Annotated in this window: 29 protein-coding genes and 2 pseudogenes; 9 read left to right on the top strand and 22 right to left on the bottom strand. The window is 64.2% G+C overall.

The features are described from left to right. Positions 1-4: 4 nt before the first annotated feature. Entirely contained in the window at positions 5-712 is a 708-nt protein-coding gene (locus G7007_RS14790; protein WP_181102825.1) for an MlaA family lipoprotein, read from the bottom strand. 260 nt (positions 713-972) lie between these two features. Between G7007_RS14790 and G7007_RS14785 the strand changes: the two genes are divergently transcribed. Next, positions 973-1,242, top strand: a complete 270-nt coding sequence (locus G7007_RS14785) for a DUF4404 family protein (RefSeq protein ID WP_181102823.1) — start codon at positions 973-975, stop codon at positions 1,240-1,242. 39 nt (positions 1,243-1,281) lie between these two features. Here the strand turns inward: G7007_RS14785 and queF are convergent, their stop codons facing one another. After that, entirely contained in the window at positions 1,282-2,115 is an 834-nt protein-coding gene (gene queF / locus G7007_RS14780) for an NADPH-dependent 7-cyano-7-deazaguanine reductase QueF (protein ID WP_181102821.1), read from the bottom strand. Between the two features lie 66 nt (positions 2,116-2,181). Beyond that, the gene (locus G7007_RS14775) at positions 2,182-2,643 is read right to left on the bottom strand and encodes a cupredoxin domain-containing protein (protein ID WP_181102819.1); all 462 of its coding nucleotides are present in this window, start codon (positions 2,641-2,643) and stop codon (positions 2,182-2,184) included. A gap of 173 nt (positions 2,644-2,816) precedes the next feature. Here G7007_RS14775 and G7007_RS14770 point away from each other — a divergent pair, with 173 nt between their 5' ends. Both G7007_RS14770 and G7007_RS14765 read left to right on the top strand, forming a co-directional pair. Beyond that, positions 2,817-3,497 (top strand): heavy metal response regulator transcription factor, encoded by a 681-nt coding sequence (locus G7007_RS14770; RefSeq protein WP_181102818.1) that lies wholly within the window; start codon positions 2,817-2,819, stop codon positions 3,495-3,497. Continuing rightward, positions 3,494-4,852, top strand: a complete 1,359-nt coding sequence (locus G7007_RS14765; protein WP_181102816.1) for a heavy metal sensor histidine kinase — start codon at positions 3,494-3,496, stop codon at positions 4,850-4,852. The genes G7007_RS14770 and G7007_RS14765 overlap by 4 nt, the downstream gene beginning before the upstream one ends. Before the next feature lie 19 nt (positions 4,853-4,871). Here the strand turns inward: G7007_RS14765 and G7007_RS14760 are convergent, their stop codons facing one another. Further along, the gene (locus tag G7007_RS14760; protein ID WP_181102814.1) at positions 4,872-6,191 is read right to left on the bottom strand and encodes a hypothetical protein; all 1,320 of its coding nucleotides are present in this window, start codon (positions 6,189-6,191) and stop codon (positions 4,872-4,874) included. A gap of 347 nt (positions 6,192-6,538) precedes the next feature. On the opposite strand from G7007_RS14760, the gene G7007_RS14755 reads away from it, so the two are divergent. Continuing rightward, on the top strand, positions 6,539-6,751 hold the full coding sequence (locus tag G7007_RS14755) for a hypothetical protein (RefSeq protein WP_181102813.1): 213 nt from the start codon (positions 6,539-6,541) through the stop codon (positions 6,749-6,751). Positions 6,752-6,932: 181 nt separating this feature from the next. On the opposite strand, the gene G7007_RS14750 is transcribed toward G7007_RS14755, so the two are convergent. From G7007_RS14750 to G7007_RS14735, 4 genes are all read right to left on the bottom strand, one after another. Next, positions 6,933-7,469 carry a DUF2514 domain-containing protein gene (locus G7007_RS14750; RefSeq protein WP_181102811.1) on the bottom strand — a complete coding sequence of 179 codons (537 nt, stop codon included), beginning with the start codon at positions 7,467-7,469 and terminating at the stop codon, positions 6,933-6,935. Continuing rightward, positions 7,466-7,909, bottom strand: coding sequence for a structural protein P5 (locus G7007_RS14745; protein WP_181102809.1), 444 nt, complete (start codon positions 7,907-7,909; stop codon positions 7,466-7,468). Before G7007_RS14745 ends, G7007_RS14750 begins: the two co-directional genes overlap by 4 nt. A gap of 366 nt (positions 7,910-8,275) precedes the next feature. Continuing rightward, entirely contained in the window at positions 8,276-8,647 is a 372-nt protein-coding gene (locus tag G7007_RS14740; RefSeq protein WP_181102808.1) for a chemotaxis protein, read from the bottom strand. A 247-nt stretch (positions 8,648-8,894) separates the two neighbouring features. After that, the gene (locus G7007_RS14735; RefSeq protein ID WP_181102806.1) at positions 8,895-9,485 is read right to left on the bottom strand and encodes a hypothetical protein; all 591 of its coding nucleotides are present in this window, start codon (positions 9,483-9,485) and stop codon (positions 8,895-8,897) included. A gap of 194 nt (positions 9,486-9,679) precedes the next feature. Here G7007_RS14735 and G7007_RS14730 point away from each other — a divergent pair, with 194 nt between their 5' ends. Together G7007_RS14730 and G7007_RS14725 are read left to right on the top strand one after the other, a co-directional pair. Beyond that, positions 9,680-10,345 (top strand): LexA family protein, encoded by a 666-nt coding sequence (locus G7007_RS14730; protein ID WP_181102804.1) that lies wholly within the window; start codon positions 9,680-9,682, stop codon positions 10,343-10,345. A 195-nt stretch (positions 10,346-10,540) separates the two neighbouring features. Beyond that, positions 10,541-10,792 (top strand): DUF1654 domain-containing protein, encoded by a 252-nt coding sequence (locus G7007_RS14725; protein WP_060393235.1) that lies wholly within the window; start codon positions 10,541-10,543, stop codon positions 10,790-10,792. A 62-nt stretch (positions 10,793-10,854) separates the two neighbouring features. On the opposite strand, the gene G7007_RS22550 is transcribed toward G7007_RS14725, so the two are convergent. From G7007_RS22550 to G7007_RS14700, 6 genes and pseudogenes are all read right to left on the bottom strand, one after another. After that, positions 10,855-11,718 (bottom strand): methyl-accepting chemotaxis protein, encoded by an 864-nt coding sequence (locus G7007_RS22550; protein ID WP_375139501.1) that lies wholly within the window; start codon positions 11,716-11,718, stop codon positions 10,855-10,857. Beyond that, positions 11,710-12,696, bottom strand: a pseudogene (locus G7007_RS22545) (nitrate- and nitrite sensing domain-containing protein); the annotation flags it as partial. The gene G7007_RS22550 and the pseudogene G7007_RS22545, both read right to left, overlap by 9 nt. A 324-nt stretch (positions 12,697-13,020) precedes the next feature. Continuing rightward, entirely contained in the window at positions 13,021-14,352 is a 1,332-nt protein-coding gene (locus tag G7007_RS14715) for an MFS transporter (protein WP_181102802.1), read from the bottom strand. A gap of 99 nt (positions 14,353-14,451) precedes the next feature. Then, on the bottom strand, positions 14,452-15,390 hold the full coding sequence (locus tag G7007_RS14710; RefSeq protein ID WP_181102801.1) for a hydroxymethylglutaryl-CoA lyase: 939 nt from the start codon (positions 15,388-15,390) through the stop codon (positions 14,452-14,454). Further along, positions 15,387-16,577 carry a CaiB/BaiF CoA transferase family protein gene (locus G7007_RS14705; protein ID WP_181102800.1) on the bottom strand — a complete coding sequence of 397 codons (1,191 nt, stop codon included), beginning with the start codon at positions 16,575-16,577 and terminating at the stop codon, positions 15,387-15,389. Before G7007_RS14705 ends, G7007_RS14710 begins: the two co-directional genes overlap by 4 nt. A gap of 108 nt (positions 16,578-16,685) precedes the next feature. Further along, a complete protein-coding gene (locus G7007_RS14700; protein ID WP_181102799.1) occupies positions 16,686-17,591 on the bottom strand; it encodes a LysR family transcriptional regulator in 906 nt (301 codons plus the stop codon). 222 nt (positions 17,592-17,813) lie between these two features. Between G7007_RS14700 and G7007_RS14695 the strand changes: the two genes are divergently transcribed. Continuing rightward, a complete protein-coding gene (locus tag G7007_RS14695) occupies positions 17,814-18,215 on the top strand; it encodes a response regulator (protein WP_181102798.1) in 402 nt (133 codons plus the stop codon). Between the two features lie 24 nt (positions 18,216-18,239). Here G7007_RS14695 and G7007_RS14690 read toward each other — a convergent pair whose 3' ends face one another. After that, complete coding sequence (locus G7007_RS14690; protein ID WP_181102796.1) at positions 18,240-18,554, bottom strand: GNAT family N-acetyltransferase; 315 nt, start codon at positions 18,552-18,554, stop codon at positions 18,240-18,242. 139 nt (positions 18,555-18,693) lie between these two features. On the opposite strand from G7007_RS14690, the gene G7007_RS14685 reads away from it, so the two are divergent. Then, positions 18,694-18,930 (top strand): hypothetical protein, encoded by a 237-nt coding sequence (locus G7007_RS14685; protein ID WP_181102794.1) that lies wholly within the window; start codon positions 18,694-18,696, stop codon positions 18,928-18,930. Positions 18,931-19,035: 105 nt separating this feature from the next. Here the strand turns inward: G7007_RS14685 and G7007_RS14680 are convergent, their stop codons facing one another. The 6 genes from G7007_RS14680 to G7007_RS14655 all read right to left on the bottom strand — a co-directional run bounded on the left by G7007_RS14680 (position 19,036) and on the right by G7007_RS14655 (position 24,293). Beyond that, a complete protein-coding gene (locus tag G7007_RS14680; protein WP_181102792.1) occupies positions 19,036-19,590 on the bottom strand; it encodes a hypothetical protein in 555 nt (184 codons plus the stop codon). A 345-nt stretch (positions 19,591-19,935) separates the two neighbouring features. Beyond that, positions 19,936-20,946 carry an alcohol dehydrogenase AdhP gene (gene adhP / locus G7007_RS14675; protein ID WP_181102791.1) on the bottom strand — a complete coding sequence of 337 codons (1,011 nt, stop codon included), beginning with the start codon at positions 20,944-20,946 and terminating at the stop codon, positions 19,936-19,938. Positions 20,947-21,366: 420 nt separating this feature from the next. Then, positions 21,367-22,233 (bottom strand): transporter substrate-binding domain-containing protein, encoded by an 867-nt coding sequence (locus G7007_RS14670; RefSeq protein ID WP_181102789.1) that lies wholly within the window; start codon positions 22,231-22,233, stop codon positions 21,367-21,369. After that, positions 22,230-22,991 carry an amino acid ABC transporter ATP-binding protein gene (locus G7007_RS14665; protein WP_181102788.1) on the bottom strand — a complete coding sequence of 254 codons (762 nt, stop codon included), beginning with the start codon at positions 22,989-22,991 and terminating at the stop codon, positions 22,230-22,232. The genes G7007_RS14670 and G7007_RS14665 overlap by 4 nt, the downstream gene beginning before the upstream one ends. Next, complete coding sequence (locus G7007_RS14660) at positions 22,991-23,647, bottom strand: amino acid ABC transporter permease (protein ID WP_181102787.1); 657 nt, start codon at positions 23,645-23,647, stop codon at positions 22,991-22,993. Before G7007_RS14660 ends, G7007_RS14665 begins: the two co-directional genes overlap by 1 nt. Next, a complete protein-coding gene (locus G7007_RS14655) occupies positions 23,628-24,293 on the bottom strand; it encodes an amino acid ABC transporter permease (protein WP_181102786.1) in 666 nt (221 codons plus the stop codon). The genes G7007_RS14660 and G7007_RS14655 overlap by 20 nt, the downstream gene beginning before the upstream one ends. A gap of 206 nt (positions 24,294-24,499) precedes the next feature. Here G7007_RS14655 and G7007_RS22230 point away from each other — a divergent pair. Beyond that, positions 24,500-24,646, top strand: a pseudogene (locus G7007_RS22230) (tyrosine-type recombinase/integrase); the annotation flags it as partial. Positions 24,647-24,924: 278 nt separating this feature from the next. On the opposite strand, the gene G7007_RS14650 reads toward G7007_RS22230, so the two are convergent. Next, a complete protein-coding gene (locus G7007_RS14650; protein ID WP_181102785.1) occupies positions 24,925-25,206 on the bottom strand; it encodes a hypothetical protein in 282 nt (93 codons plus the stop codon). Positions 25,207-25,340 lie beyond the last annotated feature (134 nt).

Below are 25,340 nucleotides of genomic sequence, written 5' to 3'. Positions count from 1 at the left end.
CGATTTAGAAGTCGTCCTCGACCTCGCCATCCTTGACCCTGAATTCGCGATTCTGCAGATAGGCGTTGCGGATGAAGATGTACTTGTCGCCGGTGATCAGCTTCTCGGCCGACAGCAGGTTGGCCCGGGTATCGACCACGTTCAACGCGAACACCGAATTGCGCACCGGCACGTCGTCGACATAGCGATAGGGTCGGGTATAGGTGTCCGGGTACTTGGCTACGGCATCGCGCACGGTGCTTGGCCCCAGGAAAGGAATCACCACGTACGGCCCGCTGCCGACGCCCCAGTAGCCCAGGGTCTGGCCGAAGTCCTCATCGCTGCGGGTCAGGCCCATGTGGGTCCCGACGTCGATCAGGCCGCCCAGGCCGAACGTGGTGTTGACGATGAGCCGCGCGGTGTCCACACCGGCTTCGTAGGGCTTGAGCTGAAGGACGTTGTTGGCCAGGTTGGTGACGTCGCCCAGGTTGTTGAAGACGTTGTGGATGCCGTCTTCGACGAACTGCGGGGTGACGGCCTGGTACCCCTTGGCCAGCGGCTTCAAGGCATAGGTGTCGAGGAAGTCGTTGAACTGGAAGATCGGGCGATTGACCGCCTCCCACGGATCGTCTTCGGTCGCCGCCTGGCTCGCCGTCCAGGGCGCCAGGACGAGGCCGGCACACACGCAGGCCTGGGTGATTCGCTGCATCACGCCGGCAGCAATCGCACGCATAACATATCTCCATCGAGTCACGGATCACGCGCCGGGCGCGTGGCTGATAAGGCATCAGTATAAAGACTGCGAGGTTCGAGAACAGTTTTACCTGTACGTCATGATCTTCCGCGAGGCGCGTACCTGCCCGATGGTCGCCTGGCACCGGGCGAACGAGGCAAACCCCTTGGCCTTGGCATACGCTGTGAACAGCCGTGCAAGAACCTTTGTCCTGCCGGCGAGGTCCATGGCTGTGACCATTTCATTGAGGGAGACGCCCCATGCCCGCCCGCGAACTGCAAGAGCAACTCGATAGCCTGCGCGAGCAGTTGAAGACCAATGCGCCTCTGTCGTTCGAAGAACGCGACAACCTGCACGAGCTGATGGAGCAGATCGAGACCCAGCTCGCGCTGGAGACGGAGACCCAGGCCCAGGACTCGAACATCGCCGACGGGGTCAACCTGGCAGTGGAACGCTTCGAGGCCGCCCACCCGGACCTGACCGCCACGCTGCGCAACATCGCGACCCACCTGCACAGCATGGGCATCTGACGCCGCGCCGGGCCAGTAACGGCCCGGCCAGCGCGCCTGTCACTGCCTGGCCAGTCGTCCGTTGTCGACCGTCAGGGCTTCGGTGCTGCGGTAAGGGTTGATGTCCAGCCCGCCCCGGCGCACATAACGCGCATAGACCGTGAGCGATGCCGGCTCGAGCAGGCGCTGAAGGTCCAGGAAGATGCGCTCGACGCACTGCTCATGGAAATCCGAGTGCTGGCGGAAGCTCACCAGGTAGGCCAGCAGGCTGGCCGGGTCCAGGCGACGTTCGGCGCGGTACTGCACCACCACGCTGCCCCAGTCCGGCTGGTGGGTCACCGGACAGTTGGACTTGAGCAGGTGGCTGTGCAGCACGTCCTCCGTACCCGCACTCGGCTCGCAGCGCAGCAGCGAAGGCCGGGGTTCGCTGTAGTCACTGACCTCCAGGTCCAGTTCATCGATGCACTGCCCCGGCAGAGCGACGAAGCCCTGCGCCTCCACGTCCGCCAGGCTGCGGATGCGTACCTGCACCGGCTTGCCGGCCACGGCCGACAGGTCCTGCTCGAGGCAGGCCTGGACGGCGGCCGAGGTAGCGAAGGCCGTCTGGTTCAGCGAATTCAGGTACAGCTTGAAGGACTTGGACTCGATGATGTTCGGCGAGTCGGCCGGGATGGCGAACTCGCCGATGGCCACCACTGGCTTGCCGGATGGCAGCAGCCAGGACAACTCGAAGCAGTTCCAGTAGTCGACGCCCTGCCACGGCAGGGTCTGGGCGGTGACGCCCAGCTCGGACCACTTGGCCTCACGGGGGATCGGGAACAGCAGCGACGGGGTGTACGTCGCGACGTACTCGCTGGTCTTGCCCAGCGGGGAGTGTTCGGCAGCAGGGTGCATGGCTCTGACCTGGTCAATCGAAACGTGCCATTCTACCGGGTTTTCCCCCGGCGCTGGCACCTGCCGTCACTCGATGGTCACAGGGCCGACCATGCCCGCCTGGTAATGCCCCGGCACGTTGCAGGCGAACTCGATCGGCGCCGAGCCGCGGAACGTCCAGGTCAGCTCGGCGCGTTTGCCGGGCATGACCAGCACCGTGTTGGCGGCGTCGTGATCGTGCGCCGTGCCGCCGTGTACATGGCCTGCCATCGCCAGCATCTGCTTCTGGTGCTCGACGTGCATGGCCTGGTCGCCCAGGTTGAATTCATGGGGCAGCTGTCCTTGGTTGATCAGCACGAAGCGGACCGTCTCGCCGGCCTTGACCTGCAACCGATCGGGCTCGAACGCAATGTCCTTGAGCAGCACCTCGACCGTACGGTCGGCCTTGGCAGGGTCGCCCGGTTCGCCGAATGCGTAGGTGTGCGCCGGGTCGGCGATGGCCGCCGTGCAGGTCAGGGTCAGCGCACAGGCCAGTAGCGTGGATTTCATCGAGCGCGCTCCAGAACGGGGGAATGACGACAGTCTGACAGGCCAGCCTGGCAGCCACCTGACACGTGCATTACAAGATTGTCAGCTTCGCGCAGCCGTCGACGCCTGGCGTATCATGAGGCCCTGACGCGGGCTGATACCCTCGCCCCCCTGCCCCTGACACGAGCGTTGCCATGAGACTGCTAGTCGTCGAAGACCAGCCCAAGACCGGCCACTACCTGCGCCAAGGCCTGAGCGAAGCGGGCTTCGTCACCGACCTGGCCGACGATGGCGACACCGGCCTGCACCTGGCGCTGACCGGCGAACACGATCTGTTGATCCTCGACGTGATGCTGCCCGGGCGCGACGGCTGGCAGATCCTCCAGGCCGTGCGCGGCGCCGGGCTGGAAACGCCCGTACTGTTCCTGACTGCCCGCGATGCGGTGCAGGACCGCGTACACGGGCTGGAACTGGGTGCCGATGACTACCTGGTCAAGCCCTTCGCCTTCGCTGAACTGCTGGCGCGGGTGCGCACCCTGCTCAGGCGTGGCAGCACCCCCACCCAGGAACCCTCCTTGAGCCTGGCCGACCTGCGCCTTGACCTGATCCGCCGCCGGGTCGAACGCGCAGGGCTGCGGGTCGAGCTGACCGCCAAGGAATTCGCGCTGCTCGAACTGCTGTTGCGTCGACGGGGCGAGGTGCTGCCCAAGTCGTTGATCGCCTCGCTGGTCTGGGACATGAATTTCGACAGCGACACCAATCTGGTCGAAGTCGCCATTCGCCGCCTGCGTGCCAAGATCGACGACCCGCACGAACACAAGCTGATCCATACCGTGCGTGGCATGGGCTACGTGCTGGAGGCACGCGCGTCTTGAGCCATCGCCTGTCCCTCGGCAGCCGCCTGGCCGTGCTGTTCGCCGCCTGTACCGCGCTGGTATCGCTGACGGCCGGCGTGCTGTTCAGCCGCGCCAGCGAACAGCACTTCATCGAGCTGGATCAGCAGTGGCTGTCCCCTCGTCTCACCGCGATCGTGACCCGCCTGGCAAACGTGCAGCAGCCCGAGGACCTTGCCGACTACCTGCCGGCGCTGCGCCAGGACCTGGGGCATCCGGCCGAACTGGCCCTGCGTATCCAGGCCAGCGATGGCACGCCGTGGTTCGACAGCCGCCCTGACCTGCCCGCCACGCCTGCCGGCGCGGGCCTGACGACCTTGCACGCCGGCGGTATCGACTACCGCAGCCTCGCCGCGCCCTTGCGCCCTAGCGAAGCGGCATCCCCCCAGGTGACGCTGCTGTTGGACATCACGCACCACCAGCACTTTCTGCAACACATGCAGCGCCTGATCTGGCTCACGGTCGGGTTGTCCGCGCTGGCCACCGCGTTGCTGGGCGCCTGGGCCGTACGCCGCGGGCTGCGCCCCTTGCGCCAGATCGGACGGATCGCCGCCGGCGTATCGGCCCACTCGCTGACCACACGCTTGCCGGCGGCGCACCTGCCCGAAGAACTGGCCCGCCTGGCCGAGGCGGTGAACGCCATGCTGGCGCGCCTGGAAAACGCGTTCGAACGCCTGTCCGGGTTCTCCGCCGACATCGCCCACGAACTGCGCACCCCTCTGTCGAACCTGCTGACCCATACCCAGGTCACGCTGTCGCGGCCGCGATCCCTGGAAACCTACCGCGAAACGCTGCACGGCAACCTGGAAGAGCTGCAATGGATGGCGCAACTGGTCAACGACCTGCTGTACCTGGCCAAGTCGGACCATGGCCTGCTGGTGCCTCAGCGTCAGCCACTGGCGCTGCACGAGGAGCTGGATGCGCTGCTGGAGTTCTACGCACCCCTGGCCGAGGAACGCGAGGTCGAGCTGCGCCGGGTGGGACAGGGCGAGATGACGGGCGATCGGCCCATGCTGCGCCGGGCGTTCTCCAACGTGCTGGACAATGCTCTGCGCTTCACGCCCGCCCAGGGGCAGGTCGTGGTGACGGTGGACAGCGTCGACGACCTGTCACGCGTACGCATCGCCAACACCGGCCCGGCGATCTCGGCCGATCGGCTGCCGCGTGTATTCGACCGTTTCTACCGTGTCGACCCGGCGCGCCGGGAGGGTCAGCAGGAGCACGCCGGACTGGGCCTGGCCATCACCCGCTCCATCGTTCAGGCCCATGGCGGACGCGTCCGGGCGCACTGCGAGGCAGGTTGGACCACGTTCGTTCTCGAATGGCCGCAGGTCTGAGACCGACGTGCCTGCTGCATCAGCCAAACACGTCAGGCTGCCGCCGCATGGTCTGCGTCAAGGCCTCCTCCACCTCCAGGCCGGCGCGGATATGCTCGGCGAACGCCTGCAAGGCAGCGGGTACGGTGGCACGCGCCAGGCTGGCGGTGACGAACCGGATGGCCAGGGCCTCCAGCCGAGCCTCGGGCTCACCACGCTGGCCCAGCTGTGCGAACAGCGCCAGCACCTGATCACCCGTGCTGTACTCATCGATGTCGAAGCGTGCCAGGAACACCATGCCCAGTGCACCTGCGATGTGCGGTTCCGGTCGTGACCAGTGGTTGCGCAGTGTATGGCTGGGTTCGGCGAGCTCCAGTTGCTTGCGCAGCTTGCCGGGCAATGTCGCCGCCGCCTTGGCGTGGTTGTAGTAGCTGCGGCTGGCCAGTGCCGCGGCATCCCGAACGATCTTCCAGCTCATGGCCCACACCTGGGCCACGCTGTAGGTGTGCAGGGCCTGGCGGATCGTACCGACCAGCTTGTCGACAGCCTCAGGTTCTGGCACCAGGTTGTGCACGTCGCACTGCCCTTGCAGATAGCGCAGTACATCCTGGGTGGCATAGTCCAACCACAGACGCGTCAGCGCCTGCGTGTCGCACAGGGTGCGGTCCATCAGGGCGTCGAGCGCCTGCTCGGAGCGACCCAGGTCAGCGTCGGGCGACAGCCGATAGCGCGCCTGGTGCTTCTTGACCCACACCTGGTCCCCTTTCAGGAAATAGGCACTGGGCATGACCGTGGGATCGTCCAGCAGCACGCCCTGTTCGCACAACCGATCGATGAAGTCATCCGCGCCCAGGGCGGTCAGCTCGCTGCAGTCCGCGCGGGTGAACGTTCCCTGGCTCAAACGTGGGCCGATCAGGGCGCGGATGGCCTGGAGCACCAGGACCACATCGTCCGGCAGCTCGGCGTAACACACGGTATGGGTCTGCAGGTGCTCGAGGTAAGGCGCCAGCTTCTGGGTCAGGGCGGTGCGCTCCTCGGCTTCGCGCTGAAGGCGCGCGAGGTGCTCACGCGCCTGGCAATCAGGGCAGCCCGTGCGGGCAGGCTGGTACGTCCGGCGTGCCTCGCTGCGCCCCTTGATCCGCACAGGCCCGTCGCAGCGAGGGCATGCCTGGTTTTCATCATAGGTCTCGCAGAACGTGCGCAGGTAGGCCGCCAGGCTACCGGCCTGGGTCACCTCGCGAAACGGCAGCAGGTCACGCACCCGCTCCAGGAACAGGCCCTCCTCGTCCATCGCCCAATAGCGTTTGGCCAATGCGATCTGTTCGGGGTCTGTGGTGTGAAAGTCCAACCGGACGGCCATGGTGTGCCTCTTCGTGTTCCAGTGATCGATGTTCCCAGGGGGCTGGGTGGAACGAAGCCTAGGCAGCGTCAGCCGGCTACACAATGCAAACAGGCCGCCGGGACGATCTTTGGGAAATGCCCTACGTCGGGCGAGGAAAAGCGGAAGCAAGATAGAGACAAAGCCGATGGACGGGTGCCGTCAATCATCTTTGTGTCGAGTCACCAAAGGGGCTGAAGGACATGGGTTTTTACCTTCGACCGGCACTGTCCAACGCCCACCGTCGATCAACACAAGGGCACTTAACCGTTGAGCGTGGTTCCAAGTTGAACGCGCGGATCCCCCTGCGCCGTTCACTGGAGGCCGTCATGGACATCAACCCCAACGCACCCGGCAACATCTCGCAAAAAGGCAAGGCAGGCGCGACCGACAATGAAACCGGGTTCGATCCCACTTCCGAAACGCATGTCGAGTCCACGGTCGATTCGCGGCACCCGGCCGAGAACACCCGTGACCCGAATACGCGCAAGTACGACGTGGATGACAGGGACGGGCCGAATCCGGGCGATGGCGCCATCTGACAGCTCATCCCGGTCATTGGCCTGTGGGCGCGGGCTTGCCTGCTCCCACACGCTGGACCACACTGCTGACCTGGCAAACGGGCGCGATCTTTCTGGAGCGGCCCCTGTGCCGCAGTTGGTCCTGGAAGCCTGTAAAACCACGTCCTCTAGAATCAAACGATAGCCTTTGCTTCTGAGTGCATCAGGATCGGTCGAAACCGCCGCTCTTGAAGTGACTTGAGTGAAACTCGCTCAACCCGTCATATTCCCGAGCGCATTGCAGCCCTGCTACTCGAGCCTGGTCATACGCCCTCGCCAATTCTCCCGCTCGCGCATCAGCCCGTGCGAGCAAGTCGGAGAGCACCAGGGCAGCGCGGGTGGCTGCCTGGCCTCGGGCGACAGCGGCGGAATCCGTGCCGGGGCAACGGACGATGGTGGCGAACTGGTCGGCGGCGTGCTGCAAGCGCTGGCCAGCAGCATCGGCGCCAGCAGCGCCAGCGTCAGCCACCTGGTGTTGTTCGTGTGCATGGGCCCTCGCCTCCTCCTGCGCCTGGGCGCGTCGTCGTTCTTCCTGGCGCGCCTCGCGCTGGCCCCGGACCTCGGCCAAGCGATCATCGCTGTCGCGCCGCGCCCAGGCAGCCTGAGCCTCGGCGCGTGCCACCGATCGACCGTGCTGGTAAGCGCCCCAGCAGGACGTCAACACCAGTGCCAGCAGAACAGTCCGTACTGGCCAGGTCATGCCAGCGCCCGTCGTACACCTTCGTCGATGACCGACGGCAGGTACGGGTTGCCGCCGTTCTCATGGACGATGATGCCCAGCACCATACCGCGCAGGGTGACGGGATCCTGGATGTCGATCGGTGCCATGGGATGCCCCCCGAGACGCGTGGCCACGGCCTGGGCATAGGCCTGGGTATCGTTCTCGTTGCTCGGCGCCCAGCGGGCGATGGTCTCGAGTACCGTGTCGATGCCCGGCCCGCCGACACCGGGCAGGCCGTCCTTGCCGCGGTAGTTGATCAGCAGCTTGCCCAGGGCGCGGATGCCGTTCTCGGGGGAGTCGAAGCGGGCGAAGCGCGGGTTGGCCACGCCCTCCTCCAGGCCAAGCTGGCCGACCCAGGCGTTGCGGGGGTTGTAGTCGATGTTGCCGGGGTTGTTGTTGCGAATGCCGCGTGCGGTCATGGGTGTTCTCCAGATGTGAAAAAGTCCGCGCGGGGCGGGCTGATGTGTCTTTTCATAGGCGGGCTCGTCCAATCTCTACTCATCGAGAAGGAGGCGGGTTATGAGAAAGGGATTCTTTGCACTTGGAATCGCGAGCTGCTTGATGGCGGGTTGCAGTCACTATTCCGGCGGATATGGGGAAGATTCAACCAGCGCGAACGCGCTTTCGTGTGATACCTACCCCTTGAACCAGCCAGGTTGCTATGACCGACGCCCGACCATGAAGGAAGTGATCCATCAACTGGGTGATCTTGTTCATGGAAGAGGCTGAACGTCGGCTTGGGCTGAGAATCTCAGCATCAGCCATCGGCAATGCACATCGGTCCATCAGGCGCTGCCTCCCATGCGCGGCCGCAGCCGGGCGATCTCTTCGCTCTGGGTGGTGACCTTTTCGGTCAGGCGCTCGACCTGGCCGGTCAGCGCTTCGATCTTGCCTTCCATGCGGCCCACGGCGGCGGCCAGTTCGTTGCGTTCCTTGGCGAACTGATCGGCACGCGCCTCGGCCTGCAGGCGCGCCTCGCGCTCGGAGTCGAGCAGCTCGTTGAGGCGCCGCACCACGCCGATGTCGGCCGTGTCCATGGCCCGGTCGGCGGCATCCTTGGACAGGAACTTGCGCAGCCAGAGAAAGCCGCCCAGCAGGACGGTGCCCGTGCCGCCCAGCCAGGTGGCTGTGCCCGGGCCGAAATCGGAAGGGTCCATGGGGTCTGTCCAGAAGCAGGGACTGCGCTGGGCAGTCGAGAAAAAGAAGCGAGCCTGTGGGCGCGCTCGAAGACGTGCACAACAAGGAGCGGCTTGGCACCCCTCGCCTCTGCCACACGAAGGGCCGAGCCTTTTCGCAGGCACAAAAAAACCGGCTCGTCGGCCGGTTTCTTGATCCGCTTCGCGCTGGGCGAAACGTCGAAAGTGAGGAAATCTTGCCACCAGCCGCACCGGAGCGCAACCCCCTTCACGCACTTTTTTTCATGACCTGCAACGCGTCCATGACCGGCGCCAGCACCACGGCATCGAGGTCCTCGCAGCAGGCGAAGATCAGGCTCACGGCGCCGCCCCAGTTGCGCGTCCAGTTGGTCGACTCCAGCGCCACGCCGTAATGCGCATCCAGCCAGGCCCGGAAGGCTTCCGGCGCAGCCAGCGGGTCGGCGTTGGCCGATTGCCCCCCCTGGTGCATGTACCGATAGCGGGCCATGACTCCCTTGACCACGTATTCGAGCTGCTCGCGCTTGGCGGCCGTCATGCGCGGCGAGCGCTGCTGTACCAGCGTGAACACCACGTCCTGGGCGAGCTCCTGGGTGTCGATGTCCAGGTGCGGGCAGTACAGGAAGTCACCAAACGCCTTGAGCGGACGGCGCAGCGTCGCGATGGCGGCCTGGACCCTGCCGGCCAGGGCCTGGTGAGCCGCACGACCGGCGCCGCGCTGCCGGGTGGTGACCTGCACGCGCGCGCCCAGCGCGCCGAGCCGTTCGAGGACACGACCCTGCTGGTCGGAAGGGGTGTGGTAGCAGTCATGCCAGGCTTGCCGTGCGGTGTTCAGGCGCATGTCGAGATCTCCAGAACTGGGCGATTCGCTCGGGCGCAGGAGCGCCGGGAGCAGAGGCCAAGTGGACGCCAGGGCGTCACGGGGTAAATGGGGCTCATGGACAGGGGCCGAAAGGCACCTTGATAAGCATGCTTATACTGTAGAAAGAAGCGTGCTTATTGGCAAGATGATAAGCAAACTTATACACTGCCCCCATGAAGACACTCGCCGAACGCATCAAAGCTGCCCGTCAGCATGCCCAGCTCACCCAGAAGGCCCTGGCCCAGCAGGTGGGCGTGGAGCAGCCGGTCATCTCCCAGCTGGAAACGGGCAAGAACCTGCAGAGCGCCCATTTGCCCAAGATCGCCCACGCCTGTGGCGTGAGCGCGATCTGGCTGTCCGAGGCGCTCGGCCCCATGCTGCCCGAGCGCGCGGCGTCTGCGCCGCAGGCCAACGTCGCGTCGACCGAGCAACCCACCCTCACCTTTCGCTACCCGGTGATCAGCTGGGTCGCCGCCGGGGCCTGGGCCGAAGCGGTCGAGCCGTTCCCGCCCGGGTTTTCCGACCGGTACGAATTGTCCGAATACGATGCCAAGGGCACCGCCTTCTGGCTGGAGGTCAAGGGCGATTCGATGACGGCGCCGGTGGGCCAGAGCATTGCCGAAGGCACGCTGATCCTGGTCGACACCGAGGCCGATGCGCAGCATGGCAAGCTGGTCATCGCCAAGCTGGCCGACAGCAACGAGGCGACGTTCAAGAAGTTGGTCGAAGATGGCGGGCGGCGCTACCTCAAGCCGTTGAACCCGGCCTACCCGACGGAAATGTGCGCAGGCGACTGCCGGATCATCGGGGTAGTGGTGCGCGCCCTGATGAAGCTCTGACGGCGAACGCGAGGCAGGTTGCGATCTCGGCCACCTGGCGCCTTGACCTGTCTGGCGCGGACCTTGCGCCTTGCTGGCGGCGTACCGTTTCCACACGCTGATTCGAGCGCTTAAACAGTCCTACATTTCCATTGCCAATTTCCTACACCTTCACTACTGTACGCATATACAGCAGTAGAAATGGAGGTTCACATCATGCTTCACCAGCCCGACTTCACCCAGACCAAGCCCCGCACCTATGAACAGATCGGTCACCGCGTCCAGCGGCTCATCGCCGACCCGCGCGTCCAGCGTATCCAGAGCATCACGGTGTCCAGACTGCCCAACGAAGACCCGGCGGACTGGCGACGTGTGTTGCAGGAGTTGACCGAGACTGCCGGCGTGCGTGTCGACGAAGTGGAGAACGGTGCGGTGAAGATCGGCTGGCGCGACTACTGCGAAGCCTGAAACGCTTCAGACCTCAGGGGAGGCGTCAGGACGTCGTCACACGACGTCCCGGCGCCCTGCTCTCACACCTTGAAACGCCCTACCAGGGCTTGCTGCTGCTCGGCCAAGCGAGCCAGCTCGCGACTGGTCGCCGCCGTCTGCTCGGCACCGGCGCTGACCTGAATCACCAGATCATTGATGTCGTTGACGTTGCGGCTGATCTCTTCGGCCACCAGGGTCTGTTCCTCGGCGGCCGACGCCACCTGGATATTGCGATCACTGATGGTGGCGATGCCTTCGGCGATCTCCACCAGGCGTTGGCCCGCACGTTCCACGTTGCTGGCACCGGTCTTGGCCTTGTCGAGGGTGTCCTGCATCGAAGAGGCCGCTCGGTCGGAGCCGTTCTGCAGCTTGCCGATCATCGCCTGAATGCTGACGGTCGACTCCTGGGTCTTCTGCGCCAGGTGCCGGACCTCGTCGGCGACCACGGCAAAGCCCCGGCCCTGCTCGCCCGCGCGGGCCGCTTCGATGGCCGCGTTCAGCGCCAGCAGGTTGGTCTGCTCGGCCACACCGCGGATCACGTCCACCACCGAGGAGATCGAATCGCTCTCGCGCTTGAGCTCGTCGATGATCGTCGCCGTCTGTTCGGCCTGCTCCGACAACGCCTGCACCAGTTGCACCGAGCGCTCGATCTCGCTGCGGCCCTGGGCGGTGTTGGCGTTGGCCTGCTGGGACATTTCCGAGGCTTCGGTGGTGCTGCGCGCCACGTCCCTGACCGTCGCGCTCATCTGGTTGATGGCGGTAGCGACCTGATCGGTGCCGGTGCGCTGCTGGGCCACGTTCTGGCTGGTCTGTACCGCCACCGCCGACGCCTCCTCGGCCGCGGTCGCGACCTGCGAGGTGGCATTGCCGATCTCCTGGATCACCTGGCGGATCTGCACGGCCATGTTGTTCAGGTTGCTCGCGATCTGGCCGAACTCGTCACGGCCCTGGTACTGCACGTGGGCGGTCAGGTCGCGCCTGGACAACGCCACCAGTGCCCCGTTGATGTCGTTCACCGCACGGTTGATCTCACGGATGATGACGAACGACAACACCAGCACCACGCCCAGCACGATCAGCACCGCGCCCAGGGTCAGCCACAGGCTGTGAGCGGCGGCATCGCGGGTATGCAGCGCCAGCTGGCGCACGCTCTCGCTCTGGTTGACCTCGACCTTGCCGATCTGATCGATCCGCGCGGTGGCCAGGTTGAACCACGCTTCGGGTTTGACGTTGAGCGGATCCCCTAACGGGGTGGTATAAGCCAGCTGTTGCAAGCGTGCCACTTCCAGAGAGTCCGGCTGCTGCAGCACGGCGTCGAGCTCGGCCCGGACCTGCGCCGTGGCGCGACGTTTAGAGGTGTCCAGGTAGGCGGAGAATTCGCCGAGGTTGCTGGCGAAGCGCGATAGCAGACCGGCGTCGAAGCGGTTCTGGCTGAAGGCCAGGCCCAGCAGCACACGTTCGCGCCCTGCCCGCTCCTTCATTTCGATGAACTGGTTGAGCGTGCCCATGGCGCGCAGGATCGTCGAGTTCTCGACACCGGTTTCCAGGGAATGGGTGAAACCGATCAGCGCCTTGATCAAGCCGGTGAAGCGCGTGCCGGACTCGGTGTTGTTGATCGCCTGCCCATCGACCTGCGACCGCAGACTGGCCAGCCCGTCCAGCGCGCGGTACGCCTCGGCCAGGTCTGCATCGGCCGGTACCGACCCTTGGCGCACGGCCTGGACTGCGGCATCGGTCTCCCGACGGTAGGTGACCAGCTTGTCCTGCATGGACGTGCCGCCGCTGCCGAGGAAGACACCGCTGGCGCCACGTTCACGCTGCAGGGAGGTGATCAGGTGGCTTAGCCGCTGCGCCGTCGCGGTGGCTTCGACGGTCTGGTTCATGGTGGTGAGGGTCTGGAACTTGCCCACGACATTGCCGCCGGCGAAGAACAGCAGCCCGAGCAAAGGGAAAACCAGAATGAGCAACAGCTTCGCGCTCAGAGGAGCGTTCTTTAGCATACACAGGCCTTTACGGTAGACAACTGCGGGTGGCGTGCCCTGGCCGGGCCAGAGCCGCCGGAATCGACGGATGACCGGGCCCGCGCAGGGCCCCTCATCGTTCGCTGCCTAACATGTCGGCGGCCCGCCCGTGAACTTGACCCGCAGGTCACAGCCTTTTGCCACTACGCCATCGCGACATGTTCTGGTCGCCGTGAACGCATGCCCTCAATGGCTCGAGGCATCCTTGCTGCGCAGCCGTTGCGGCAGGGCCCAGAACAGCAAGGCTGCCGCCAGCAGGCTGGTGACGCCGATCACGTACAGTGCCGGGGTGGTGCTGCCAGTGACGTCCTTGATGTAGCCCACCATCACCGGGCTGACGATGCCACCGAACTGGCCCAACGTGTTGATCAGCGCGATCCCGCCCGCAGCACCCGCTCCAGCGCCGGCCAGCAGCTTGGGCGGTAGCGCCCAGAACGCCGGAATCGAGGCGATGATGCCTGTCCCCAGCAAGGCCAGGGCGACGATCAGGAAGGTGGTGTGCTGGGCGAAGATGCCGGCGCTGAAGAAACCGATCGCGCCCAGGCTGACCAGGCCGCAGACGAACAGGCGCCGCTCGCCCGTGGCGTCGGACAGCCGCCCGATGACCACCATGCTGATCGCGCCGCAGATGTAGGGGATGGCGGTGAGCAGCCCGATGGCCACCGGGCTTTCGGTGCCGGCACTGCGAATCAGCTGCGGCGCCCAGAAGTTCAGGCCATAGGAGGCGACCTGGATGAGGAAGTAGATCAGCCCCAGCATCAGGAAGCCAGGCAACCTGATGGCCGCCAGCAACGAGCCGTGCGTGTTGGCTTCATGGCGAGCGATGCGGCTGGACAGCAAGGTCTTTTCCGCCGTCGTCAGCCAGGGCGCATCGGCGACACGGTCCTTGAGCACGCCCAGCACCAGCAACCCCAGCAGCACGCAGGGCACGCCGCCGAGCAGGAACAGCCAATGCCAGCCGCGCAGGTCGAGCCATCCGTCCATGTGCCCGAGCACCAGCCCGGACACCGGCGCGCCCAACAGCCCGGCGAAGGCCGAGGCCAGGAACAACGTCGAGGTGATGCGCCCGCGGTAGCTCTGCGGGAACCACAGCGTCAGGTAGTACAGCACCCCAGGGGCGAACCCGGCTTCCATGGCGCCGATCACGAAGCGCAGCACGTAGAACTGCCATTCGGCGGTGACGAAGACCATCAAGGCCGTGGCGACGCCCCAGGACATCATGATCCGCGCGATCCAGCGGCGTGCGCCGACCTTGTAGAGCATCATGTTGCTGGGCACCTCGAACAGCACGTAGCCGACCACGAACAGCCCGGCACCCAGCCCGTAGGCCGTGTCGCTCAGGGTCAGGTCGGCCTGCAACTGGAACTTGGCGAAACTGATGTTGATGCGGTCGAAGAAGGCGAACAGGTAGCAGATCATGATCAGCGGCATCAGGCGCCAGGCCACTTTGCGCACGATCGCCTTTTCGGCGCTGACATCGTCGACGATGCCGCCGGTGGAGGTAGCGGACAGACTCATGTGATTCTCCAGAAGGCTTCCCCGTGGGGTGCCCGATTGTTGTTGTGTCTGGAAAGGACGCGGTGCCGACGCCAGGCAGGGGCTGCCCGGCGTGCGGCGTCACGTGTCCAGGTAGCGCGAGGCGTCGTGCAGGTCGCCGTTGCGTCCGGCCTTCGCCACCTGGCCAGGCAGCTCATGGCCCAGCAGCGCCGGCAGCGTGCGCGACAGGGTGATCAGGTGGGCCAGGTCGATGCCGGTCGGGATGCCCATTTCGTCGCACAGGTTGACCAGGTCTTCGGTGCAGATGTTGCCGGAGGCACCGGGTGCGAACGGGCAACCGCCGAGCCCGCCGAGCGCGGCATCGAAGCGCCGCGCGCCAGCCTCGTAGGCGGCCAGCACGTTGCACAGCCCGAGGCCGCGGGTGTTGTGAAAATGCAGCGTCAGCGCCGCTGCCGGTACCCGTTCGAGCACACGCGTCACCAGGCGTCTGACCTGGCGGGGGTTGGCCATGCCGGTGGTGTCGGCCAGCGTGACCCCGCCCATGCCCAGCTCGAGGTAGCGGTCCACGATCCGGCAGACGTCGTCCTCGTCGATCGGCCCTTCGAACGGGCACCCGAAGGTGGTGGCGATCGAGCCGTTGAGGCGCTGTGGCGTGCCACGGACCGCCTCGACGATGTCGCCAAAGGCCGCCAGCGACTGCTCGCGGGTCATGCGCAGGTTGGCGCGGTTGTGGGTCTGGCTGGCGGACATCACCAGGTTCAGTTCGTCCGCGCCCGCCTGCACCGCCCGCTGCGCGCCCTTGAGATTGGGCACCAGGGCCACGTAGATCACCCCGGCACGCCGCTGGATCCCGGCGAAGACCGCCTCGCCGTCGCGCAGCGCCGGGATGGCCTTGGGCGAGACGAAGGAGCCGGCCTCGATGCGCGGGAACCCGGCCTGCGACAGCTGATCGATCAAGGCGATCTTGTCGGCGGTCTCGACCCAGGTCGGTTCGATCTGCAGCCCATCGCGCGGGGACACTTCCTGCACGATCAGCCGTTGTCCGTCATCCGCAATCATTGCACCACACCCTCTTGTCTGAACCGTTGAATGTCCGCGTCGCTGAAGCCCAGCGTGCCCAGCACGTCGTCGGTGTGCTGGCCCAGTGCCGGACCTTGCCAGTTGACCTGGCCCGGCGTGTCCGACAGCTTGGGCACGATGCCTGGCATCTTCACCTGCGCACCATCCGGCAGCGTGGCCTCGAGCAGCATGTCACGGGCCTGGTAATGCGGGTCGGCGACGATGTCGGCCGCCGAGTAGATGCGCCCCGACGGCACCTCGGCCTGGGCGAGCACGTCGAGCACCTGGGCGATGGGATGCGCCGAGGTCCAGTCGGTGATGGCCGCGTCGAGCATCTCGCTCTGCGGTGCCCGGCCGTCGTTGCGGGCCAGGTCCTCGCGCTCGGCCAGGTCGGGCCGGCCGATGGCCTGCATCAGCCGCTTGAAGATCGGGTCGCTGTTGCCGGCGATGACCACGAAGGCGCCGTCGGCGGTCGGGTAGGTATTGGACGGCGCGATGCCTGGCAGCGCCCCGCCGGTCCGCTCGCGGACATGACCGGACAGGGCGTACTCGGGTACCAGGCTTTCCATGACGTTGAACACGCTCTCGACCAGCGAGACGTCCACGACCTGACCGTCGCCCTGCCCGGTCTTGACCCGCAGCACCGACATCAGGGCGCCGATGACCGCGTGCATGGAGGCCAGCGAATCCCCCAGGCTCACGCCGACCCGTGCCGGCGGGCTGCCGGGGGTACCGGTAGTGTAGCGGATGCCGCCCATGGCCTCGCCGATGGCGCCGAAGCCAGGCCGGTCACGGTAGGGGCCGGTCTGCCCGTAACCAGAAATCCGCACCAGGGTCAGTTTCGGGTTGAGCGCATGCAGGACCTCCCAGCCAAGGCCGAGCTTTTCCAGCGCACCGGGACGCAGGTTCTCGATCAGCACGTCGGCGCCTTCGACCAGTTGCTTGACGATGGCGATGCCGTCCGCCGACTTCAGGTTGAGCGCCAGGGACTGCTTGTTGCGCGACTGCAGGTACCACCATAGCGACGTGCCGTCGTGCATCATGCGCCAGGTGCGCAGCGGATCGCCCGTCCCCATCGATTCGATCTTGATCACCTCGGCGCCGAATTCGCCCAGCAGGCGCGCGGCGAAGGGCGCCGCGATCAGGGTGCCGATTTCGATGACGCGAAGGCCACTGAGTGCCGTCATGGCTGCTCCCTCGTTGTTCTTGGAATGTGCGGCCAGCCTAGGCGAAATCGCAGGGATCGGACCAACCGTAAATCCGCAAGCCGCCTTCGCGAAACACGAAGGCTTGGCTCAGCCCTCTTGCAGGTGCTGGTAAAGCAGGCGGCTCACAGGCGACAGCTCGGCGGGCTCGCGTACCACCAGCAGCAAGGTGCGCACGGCCCAGTCGTCGTTCAAGGCCGCGGCGGTCAGCCCCAGGGGCCGGCCGATCAGCTCGAAGGCCTTGCGCGGCAGCACGCCGATGCCGAGGTTGGCCTGGACCATGCGGCACACGGCATCGAAACCGGGTACGTGGATGCGCAGCCGCAGCGGCTTGCCACAGGCGCGCGCGGCTGCCTGGGTGCGCAGGTTGATGAAGCTGTCGGCGTGCAACCCCACGTGTTCGAAAGCCAGGGTCTGGGCGAAGTCGAGTCGCGACTCGACGGCCAGGCGGTGCTCGGGCCGCATCACGACCACCAGTTCGTCCTGGCGGTAGGGCACGGCCAGCAGCCCTTCGATCGCCGTGTCGGCCGAGCAGATGCCAAGGTCGGCGAAGCCATCGAGGATGCCCTTGACCACGCCGGCGCTGGGCCGCTCCTCGAGGTTGATCCTGACCTGCCCATGGCTGGCGATGAAGGCCTGCAGGTCCTCGGGCAGGAACTCGATGATCGCGGAAATGTTGGCCAGCATCCGCACATAGCCTCGTACTCCGTGCAGGTGCTCGCCGACGTCGACGCTGATTCTCTCCAGATCGCCCAGGATGCGCCGGGCGTAGTGCAGCAGCGTCTCGCCCGCAGCGGTCAGCCGCATGCCCTTGGCATTGCGCTCGAACACCTCGATCCCCAATGCCTGCTCCAGGTCGTTCAGGCGCTTGCTGGCCGCCGACAGCGCGATCATCTCGCGGTCGGCGCCACGGGTGAGCGTGCCTTCCTCATGGACCGAGACGAACAGCTGCAGGGTGACGAGGTCGAGGCGGCGGACGAGGTGGCGTGAGAGCATGGCGGCGTCCTGGGCGAAAAAAGGGCCTCATCCTGCCACAGGGACGTAGCCTTGGGCGATCACTGCTCTGCACGGGACGGCGAAGGCGTCTGGCGCTGTGGCAGCCTTGTACAAACCTGATCGGAAAGGCCAAAAGTTGTACAAACACGGCCATTGGTCCGGGCAAGACAACTGACGAGCGGTCATCGGCTCAATCGTCTATCGATTGTCTGGCTTACGCTTATGGAAAACACGTCTGTACTGATCATCGAAGACGAGCCCTCGCTGCGTGAATTTCTGGTCACCCTCGTCGAGGACGTCGGTGGCTGCGCCGTCGCGGTCGATACGGCCGACGCCGGCCTCAGCCTGCTGCCTGGGCAGCCCTGGCGCCTGCTGGTCACCGACGTGAACACACCCGGCCGGAGCGACGGCTGGGACGTGGCCTGGGCAGCCTACAAGCAGGACCCCACCCTGCCGGTGCTGGTCACCAGCGGCGGCAACGGCGACCTCAACGGCACGCTGCCGCCCACGGCGCTGTTCGTGTCCAAGCCATGGTCGCTCGAACAGATGACGGCGCTGTTGAAAAGCCGACTGTACAGGCTGGACGTGCCGCGTGAGCCTGCGTTCCACACGCCTGAGCAGTAAGGGGTGTGTCGGATCCGTCTTCGCTCACCCCTTCACAGGGCCTCGATACCGCTGCGCGGCCGGGTCCGAAGCCAGCAGGCTGTACTGATGCAGGGACAGGAAGCGTCCATCCTTGATTTCCACGTCCCGGAGCGTGCCCTCCAGCTGGAAACCGACCTTGCGCAACAGCGCGCAGCTCGCCGTGTTCTCAGGCTCGACGTCGGCATGGACCCGGTGAATCTGCAAGTGGTCGAAGGCGTACTGAAGAATCCACGGCAACGCTTCGGACAGCAGCCCCTTGCGCCAGTGCTCGGGCATCAGCCAATAGCCGAGGTGCGCATGGCGGTGGGCGTGCGGCATGGGGTACTCAGGCGGCAGTCGTCGGGCAGGTCAGTGTGCCATCGCAGGTCGGCACAGGGTATCGGATGGCTCGATATCCTGTGGCCGATCAATGGCCATCGTAGTAGCGTGACGCTTCACCGACCTCAAGGAGTGCGCCATGACCATCCGCAGTTTGGCAAAGCATCTGCCGCCCGATCCTGAACGCACGGGATGGGTGCTGGGCTGGGGCGTGTTGCGGGATCGGCATCCCTGGCATTTCGTGGACGTGTATGCCGACCGGCAGACCGCCTGCGTCGAGGCGGACCGGCGCGGCGAGGGGTATGTCGTGGAGTACGGGTCGCATCGGCTTGGATCGACCGAGTTCATCTGTGGGGTGAGTCTGCCCGAGGGATGATGCACGACCTCGCGCTGCCGGAGGCGTCTGGCTCAGGTGAGGCGGCCCTTCTTGTCTTTCTGCCTTGATCGACGCTGCGCTGAGCGTTTCCACTGCAAGGACCGCTCAAATGCGTCCGGCCAGCGAGAGCAGAGAGACGATCAGACCGCCGAACGTCATGGCGAAAGACGCGATGATCGCCAGCACGAGGCAGACCAGCGTCAAGGGCGGCACATGGGGCGCCACTTCCAGCTGATACGTCGCGCGTATCGTCTCCGGATTGAGGCAAGAGACCACGACATCGCCCGGCACCGTGCAGTCGAACGCGCCCAGGGGCATGGATTGGTTGCCGGACATGTCTGATCGCTGGACGCTGAACAGCGAACGGCCGTAGGAACGGTACGCCAAAGAGGCACCACCGGGCGAGGTGGTGACGGAGAACCGGGCGGCGAAATGCGCCACCCCTGTGAAGAAGGTCAACGGCGGGATCACGAGGCTGATCACGTAGCGGCCTGGCTGCGGCAAGGTCAGCGCGTAGGGGGTGGCACTGGCTGAAAACCGGATGCGCACTGCCGGGAAGATGACCCGTCGCGCCCATGCGATGCAGCGCACCAGGCAGTAGAGGCCGAGGAGCATGATGACGGGGGCCAACAGGTGGAGTACTGCGTTCGGGACTGCCATGGACAATCTCTGTAGAGAGGGATCGCCATCGTAGTGACGTCATTCGCTCGAGGCAATCACGTGCGAGCACTGCGTGACGGCCAATGGAAAACCTGGGAGACAGCCTGGGATAAAACGACGGGCAAAGAAAAGCCCGCTGGGGAGGGCGGGCGAATGTGTTTCACGGATGTGGCTTCATCGTGCCAAGGCCCAGGTGAAAATGTCGTGAAGAGGGTGTCGCAAATGTCTGGAATCGAAAAAATCATGGCGCCCTCCTCGCCTTTCAATCCGCAAGGCTCATCTCGCCCGGCACATCTGCTTCGCCCTCGTATGCACAGTTGTCATCCATGGATGAATGCAGGTGGCTCAACCCTCGAAGCTGATCACCATGCGACCCTTGATCTTGCCTTCCAGCATCTCATCGAAAATGTCGTTGATGTCTTCGATCGGGCGCAGCGTCACCTTCGGCACCACCTTGCCTTGCGCCGCGAATTCGAAGGCTTCGAGCAGGTCCTGACGCGTACCGACCAGCGACCCCACCACTTCGATGCCGTCGAGCACCAGTCGCGGGATGTTCAGGTTCATGGCTTCGGAGGGTAACCCGACGGCTACCAGCCGCCCTCCCGCCCGCAGCGCATCCACTGCCGAATCGAAGGCGTTTTTCGACACGGCCGTGACCACGGCGGCATGGGCGCCGCCTGTCTTTTCCTGAACGATCTTGGCCACCTCCTCGCTGCGCGGGTTGAGCACCAGGTCTGCGCCCATCTCGCGGGCGAACGCGAGCTGCTCGTCGTTCACATCGATCGCGATGACCCGGGCGTTGAAAACGTTCTTGGCGTATTGCAGGGCCAGGTTGCCCAGGCCGCCCAACCCATAGATGGCAATCCACTGCCCCGGGCGGATGTTGGAGGACTTGACGGCCTTGTAGGTGGTCACCCCGGCACAGGTGATGCTGCTGGCCGCTGCCGAATCCAGGCCGTTCGGCACCTTGACCGCGTAGTCGGCCGATACGATGCAGAATTCGGCCATGCCACCGTCCACGGTGTAGCCGGAGTTCTTCACCTGACGGCACAGGGTCTCGTTACCGCTGTTGCAGTACTCGCAGTGCCCGCAGCCTTGGTAGAACCACGCCACGCTGGCCCGGTCGCCCGGCTTGAGCGAGGTCACCCCAGGTCCGACCTCGGCCACGATACCGATCCCTTCATGGCCAAGCACCACGCCGGTCTTGTCGCCGAAATCGCCGTTTTTGACATGCAGGTCCGTGTGGCAGACGCCGCAGCACTGCATTTTCAGTAAGGCTTCACCGTGCGCCAACGGCCGGAGGGTTTTTTCTACCACCTCGACGCGGCGATCTTGGGTAACAACTGCAGCTTTCATGGATGCTCCTTGCTTACCTGAGTGGGCTTGAGTTGGAGGCGTCAGCATAGAGGTGATTGGGGTGAAGGGATTGCTTCAGGTCAATAGGTGGTTGCTCAGTCCAGATCCAGCATCCAGGTCCACACCGTACTTGGTTTCGCCCATGCTGTAGTCATGCAGCAAGCACTTGCGTTGTGATTGGCGAGCCTTGCCAAGACCATGGTGCGGCAATGCCGACAAGGATGTCTGTGCAACGTGGCCCACTGGCGCGCAGGTTCTGGCCGAAGGAGGTCAAAGCAGGCATAGAAGAAAAGAAGAAAAGTCTCATGAACATCACACACATAAAAAAGGCCACCCCTTCGGCGGCCGTTCAATGAGGCGCAAGTTGTAGTCGCGCCTCATGCAGGACGATGCCTCACAGCATCTTGGAACGCCCTCGAATCAAGGCGTCCAATGCCCACCCTCGACGATCACCGAATTGGGATCGGTCCCGTCTGCCAGATCCTTACGCACATACTGGTCATAGAGTGCGAGCAAGTACTTTTCTTCACCCAGCCTGGCCAATTCGGCGTTCACCCAGTCACGCAGCTCGATATTGCCCTTTTTCACCGCCGGGGCGATCGGCGCTTCGTCACCCAACTTCTGCGGCAAGACACGGTAGCCCGGATTCTGTTTAGCCCAGTTGAACAGTACCAGGTTGTCCTGGGCGTAGGCATCGCCACGGCCGTTGGCCAGCGCCTGCAGCGACTCGGAGTTCTTCTCGAACTTCAGCACTTTCCAGTCCGGGTGGTTCTGGGTCAGCCACAGATTGGCGGTAGTGCCAGTGGTGACGATGGTAGTCTTGGCCGCCAGGTCATCGACGGTCCTGACTGGGCTGGCCTCCGGCACCAGCGCCTGCACTGCAACACGCAGGTTGGGGTTGGTGAAGTCCACGACCTCGCGGCGTTCGGGGGTGACGGTCATGTTGGCGAGAATCAGGTCGACCTTGTCGCTCTGCAGAAACGGAATGCGGCTGGCCGGTTCCACGCTGACAAACTCGATGCGTTTTTCATCGCCCAGCAAATCCTTGGCAAAGCGCTTGGCAAGGTCGGTGTCGAAGCCCACGTATTCGCCCTTTTCGTCGACGAAACCGAACGGCGGCTTGTCGCTGAACACGCCGACGATCAGCTTGCCACGGGTCTTTATAGTCTCCAGGTAGCTGTCGGCGGGTTTCGGCGCGGCGGCGGCTGTTGGTTCGGCAGGTTTGTCGCAGCCCGCCAGCAGGCTCAGCGCAAACAACGGTACAACAAGGGCAGTTCTAACCTTCACGATGCTTTCCTTTTTGGCATGTTTTCCACGTATGAGAACCTTTCCAGGAACTGCTGCGCACGTGCGGTCTGCGGGGCACTGAAGAAAGATTCGGGGTCGTTCTGTTCGGCGATACGGCCGCCGTCCATGAACACGATGCGATCGGCCACGGCACGGGCGAAGGCCATCTCATGAGTGACGATCAGCAGGGTCATGCCGTCTTGGGCGAGATCAAGGATCACCTCCAGCACCTCCTTGACCATCTCAGGGTCAAGGGCGGCGGTGACTTCGTCGAACAGCATCACCTTGGGGTTCATGCACAAGGCGCGGACAATGGCGATGCGTTGCTGCTGACCACCGGACAATTCGCGCGGGAAGGCGTCGCGCTTGTCAGCCAGGCCGACCCGAGCCAGCAGTGACTCGGCCTGCTGGCGGGCCTTGATCGGGTCTCGCTTCTGCACCCGCAGGGGGCCAAGCAGGATGTTGTCGAGCACGCTTATGTGCGGGAACAGATGATAGCTCTGGAACACCATGCCCACCTGCTGGCGAATCAAGCGCCAATCGGTGCGCGCGTCAAGGCTTTGGCCTGCGAAGATCAAGCGCCCCGAGTGTCCCTCCTCCAGGCCGTTAAGACAGCGCAGCAAGGTACTTTTGCCGCAACCACTGGGGCCAAGGATCACCACCACTTCGCCCTCTTGCACCTCCAGGTCGACATCACGCAGCACGGTTGTGTCACCGAAGCGCTTGTTGAATACGGACAGTTCGATCAATGCGGTCATCAATGGCTCCAGCGCCGTTCCAGCACGCGCGAGGCGGCCGACAACGGATAGCAGACGAAGAAGAAAAACAGGAAAAGAACACCGTAGATCAGCACCGATTCGTAGGTACGTTCGATGATCTGCTGACCGACCTTAGTGATGTCGACCACGCCGATCAGCACGGCCAGGGAGCTGGTCTTGATCAACCGTGTGTAGACGTTGATCACCGGAGGCGTGAGGCGCTTGAGCGCCTGTGGCAAGAGCACCCAGCCGTAGAGCTGGGCAGTGCTCAGGCCGATCGCCAAGCCAGCTTCGCGCTGGCCGCGGGGGATTGAGCGCAAGGCGCCGCGCACCACTTCGCCGACTTCGCTGGCGCCCCACAACGACAGCACCAGGACCGCGCACCAGAACGCCGGAATGCTCACGCCAAGAAAGATCGGCAAGCCGAAAAAGAACAGGTACAGCCACACCAGCACCGGGATGGCCCGAAACAGCTCCAGGTAGACCCGCAACACATAGTCCAGCCACGGCTTGCCGAGGTTGCGCAAGATGCCATAGAGAAAACCGCCCAGGCTGCTGATGGCGATCGCCCAAGCCGAGATGCCCAGCGTGCGCCCTGCCCCGGTCAGCAGTTGCGGCGCCGACACCCACAGCAGATCAAGACCCGAACTGGCCATGTTGAAGCCTCCTTTCCAGTACACCCAGCAGTAACGACAACGGCAAGAACAGCAGCACGCAGAGACCGGTCATCACCGCAAGCATTTCGTAGGTCTTGTAGTACAGGGCGATGTAGCTCTTGGTGGTGTAGAGAATTTCCGGCACCGCCACGGCGGAGACCACGGTGGTTTCCTTGAGCAGGAACACGAAGTTGGCGAATAGCGCCGGCAGGCTGAGGATGCCCGCTTGTGGCAGCACCACATGGCGTAGCAGCTGCCAGCGCGACAGGCCGATGGAGAGCCCCGATTCGATCTGCGCCTTGGGCACGGCGTCGATGCCAGCGCGAAGGATTTCGGTGAGGTAGGCGCCACCGAGGAAGGTCATGGCGATCACTGCCGAGCTGAAGCCCGACAACCGCAGGCCGATGGTCGGCAACGCAAAGTAGATGAAGAACAGCTGGATCAATAGCGGTGTATTGCGCGCCAACTCCACATACAGCGGCACCAGGCGCCACAGCAGTGGCACACGGAAGGTGACCAGGCAGGCGTTGGCAATGGCCACCAGTAGTGACGTGGCAATGGCGATGAAGCCCACTTGCAGGGTAACGCCGACGGCCTTGAGAAACGCAGGCAGCGTAGACAGCGCGAAGGAGTAATCGAAGGTCATGGCAGGCCGATTAAAAGGAAAAAGTTAGGGTGACCGATCTCATTTCCTTATATCTTATATTTGTATTAATTTATTTTGATAATAACTTTTAAATATAAGAATAGGCCTGCAGTGCAGCTGCATTACGGTGCACAGCGCATGGGATCAGTGCTTGCCTGATACCTGCTGACTGCGGCACGAGACACGCCCGGTCGGGCGTCAAGCATCGCAAATCACTGCTCGGACACAAGAACGGCAGCATCACTAGTCATTATTCAGGCGCTGAGTTGGGCAACGTGGTTGAAGCTGCGAATAGGGTATCGACAACAGACTTGCGTAGGCCTGTGCTGACGATCCTGAAGAGGGGGAATGGAATGATAAAAAGGCGAAGTCACTCGAAAAGTCACTACGCCAGAAATGAAAAAGCCACCCGAAGGTGGCTAAGTCATTGGGATTAGTTGGTCGGGACGGAGTGATTCGAACACTCGACCCCTTGCACCCCATGCGTGCGGCAACATCGAAACACCTGTGAAACCAATGCTTTAGGCGGGCGCTCGCTGCAAACGGTGCCGCACTGAGGTTTTCCGGTTTTCACCATCCCCCGAAAAAGTCCCCCGAGGCTTCGGCCTGTCTCCGGCGTTCTGCCGACACGTCAATTCATCCCTATACCCAAGCTTTCCTCGAATCCGTCCGTTGAAAGGATCCCCAGCGCCCAGGCCTCTTCCTGCTCGTTGAGCGCCCACCACCGAGCCGCGTCAATCAGCTCGAGCATGTCGGCCATCTGGTCATAGGTCACCTGCTGGTCCCTGTAGCAGGCATAGGCCAGATTCCGAAGCGCAGCAGCGCGCGCGTCTGGATCGTTGATCAGCTCGACGCGGTCGCCCAGTTCGGCAATCCAGGCCTGTGGATACGGCAGCTTCAAGAGCAGTTTCATAGCGGGAACTGTATGGAAAAACAGTATCGTAATGGCTGTCGCTGCTGCTGGGCAATCACCGGTCAGCGGCACGCACCGGCGGCAGCCGCCAGCTCCTTCTCGTAGCCAATGCGCTGTCGGCGCTCAGCCAGCAG

It is taken from the genome of Pseudomonas entomophila, assembly GCF_013523125.1.
GTDB lineage: Bacteria > Pseudomonadota > Gammaproteobacteria > Pseudomonadales > Pseudomonadaceae > Aquipseudomonas > Aquipseudomonas entomophila_B.
This window is presented reverse-complemented; position numbering and strand designations above follow the sequence as displayed.

Coding starts and splice junctions, on each gene's coding strand:
- G7007_RS14790 (WP_181102825.1), bottom strand. CDS start 712: ATGCGTGCGATTGCTGCCGGCGTGATGCAGCGAATCACCCAGGCCTGC.
- G7007_RS14695 (WP_181102798.1), top strand. CDS start 17,814: ATGGAAAACACGTCTGTACTGATCATCGAAGACGAGCCCTCGCTGCGT.
- G7007_RS14745 (WP_181102809.1), bottom strand. CDS start 7,909: ATGACCGCACGCGGCATTCGCAACAACAACCCCGGCAACATCGACTAC.
- G7007_RS14755 (WP_181102813.1), top strand. CDS start 6,539: ATGGACATCAACCCCAACGCACCCGGCAACATCTCGCAAAAAGGCAAG.
- G7007_RS14785 (WP_181102823.1), top strand. CDS start 973: ATGCCCGCCCGCGAACTGCAAGAGCAACTCGATAGCCTGCGCGAGCAG.
- G7007_RS14725 (WP_060393235.1), top strand. CDS start 10,541: ATGCTTCACCAGCCCGACTTCACCCAGACCAAGCCCCGCACCTATGAA.
- adhP (WP_181102791.1), bottom strand. CDS start 20,946: ATGAAAGCTGCAGTTGTTACCCAAGATCGCCGCGTCGAGGTGGTAGAA.
- G7007_RS14760 (WP_181102814.1), bottom strand. CDS start 6,191: ATGGCCGTCCGGTTGGACTTTCACACCACAGACCCCGAACAGATCGCA.
- G7007_RS14740 (WP_181102808.1), bottom strand. CDS start 8,647: ATGGACCCTTCCGATTTCGGCCCGGGCACAGCCACCTGGCTGGGCGGC.
- G7007_RS14685 (WP_181102794.1), top strand. CDS start 18,694: ATGACCATCCGCAGTTTGGCAAAGCATCTGCCGCCCGATCCTGAACGC.
- G7007_RS14700 (WP_181102799.1), bottom strand. CDS start 17,591: ATGCTCTCACGCCACCTCGTCCGCCGCCTCGACCTCGTCACCCTGCAG.
- G7007_RS14680 (WP_181102792.1), bottom strand. CDS start 19,590: ATGGCAGTCCCGAACGCAGTACTCCACCTGTTGGCCCCCGTCATCATG.
- queF (WP_181102821.1), bottom strand. CDS start 2,115: ATGCACCCTGCTGCCGAACACTCCCCGCTGGGCAAGACCAGCGAGTAC.
- G7007_RS14735 (WP_181102806.1), bottom strand. CDS start 9,485: ATGCGCCTGAACACCGCACGGCAAGCCTGGCATGACTGCTACCACACC.
- G7007_RS14655 (WP_181102786.1), bottom strand. CDS start 24,293: ATGACCTTCGATTACTCCTTCGCGCTGTCTACGCTGCCTGCGTTTCTC.
- G7007_RS14660 (WP_181102787.1), bottom strand. CDS start 23,647: ATGGCCAGTTCGGGTCTTGATCTGCTGTGGGTGTCGGCGCCGCAACTG.
- G7007_RS22550 (WP_375139501.1), bottom strand. CDS start 11,718: ATGGCCGTGCAGATCCGCCAGGTGATCCAGGAGATCGGCAATGCCACC.
- G7007_RS14690 (WP_181102796.1), bottom strand. CDS start 18,554: ATGCCGCACGCCCACCGCCATGCGCACCTCGGCTATTGGCTGATGCCC.
- G7007_RS14665 (WP_181102788.1), bottom strand. CDS start 22,991: ATGACCGCATTGATCGAACTGTCCGTATTCAACAAGCGCTTCGGTGAC.
- G7007_RS14710 (WP_181102801.1), bottom strand. CDS start 15,390: ATGATTGCGGATGACGGACAACGGCTGATCGTGCAGGAAGTGTCCCCG.
- G7007_RS14770 (WP_181102818.1), top strand. CDS start 2,817: ATGAGACTGCTAGTCGTCGAAGACCAGCCCAAGACCGGCCACTACCTG.
- G7007_RS14750 (WP_181102811.1), bottom strand. CDS start 7,469: ATGACCTGGCCAGTACGGACTGTTCTGCTGGCACTGGTGTTGACGTCC.
- G7007_RS14650 (WP_181102785.1), bottom strand. CDS start 25,206: ATGAAACTGCTCTTGAAGCTGCCGTATCCACAGGCCTGGATTGCCGAA.
- G7007_RS14775 (WP_181102819.1), bottom strand. CDS start 2,643: ATGAAATCCACGCTACTGGCCTGTGCGCTGACCCTGACCTGCACGGCG.
- G7007_RS14715 (WP_181102802.1), bottom strand. CDS start 14,352: ATGAGTCTGTCCGCTACCTCCACCGGCGGCATCGTCGACGATGTCAGC.
- G7007_RS14705 (WP_181102800.1), bottom strand. CDS start 16,577: ATGACGGCACTCAGTGGCCTTCGCGTCATCGAAATCGGCACCCTGATC.
- G7007_RS14730 (WP_181102804.1), top strand. CDS start 9,680: ATGAAGACACTCGCCGAACGCATCAAAGCTGCCCGTCAGCATGCCCAG.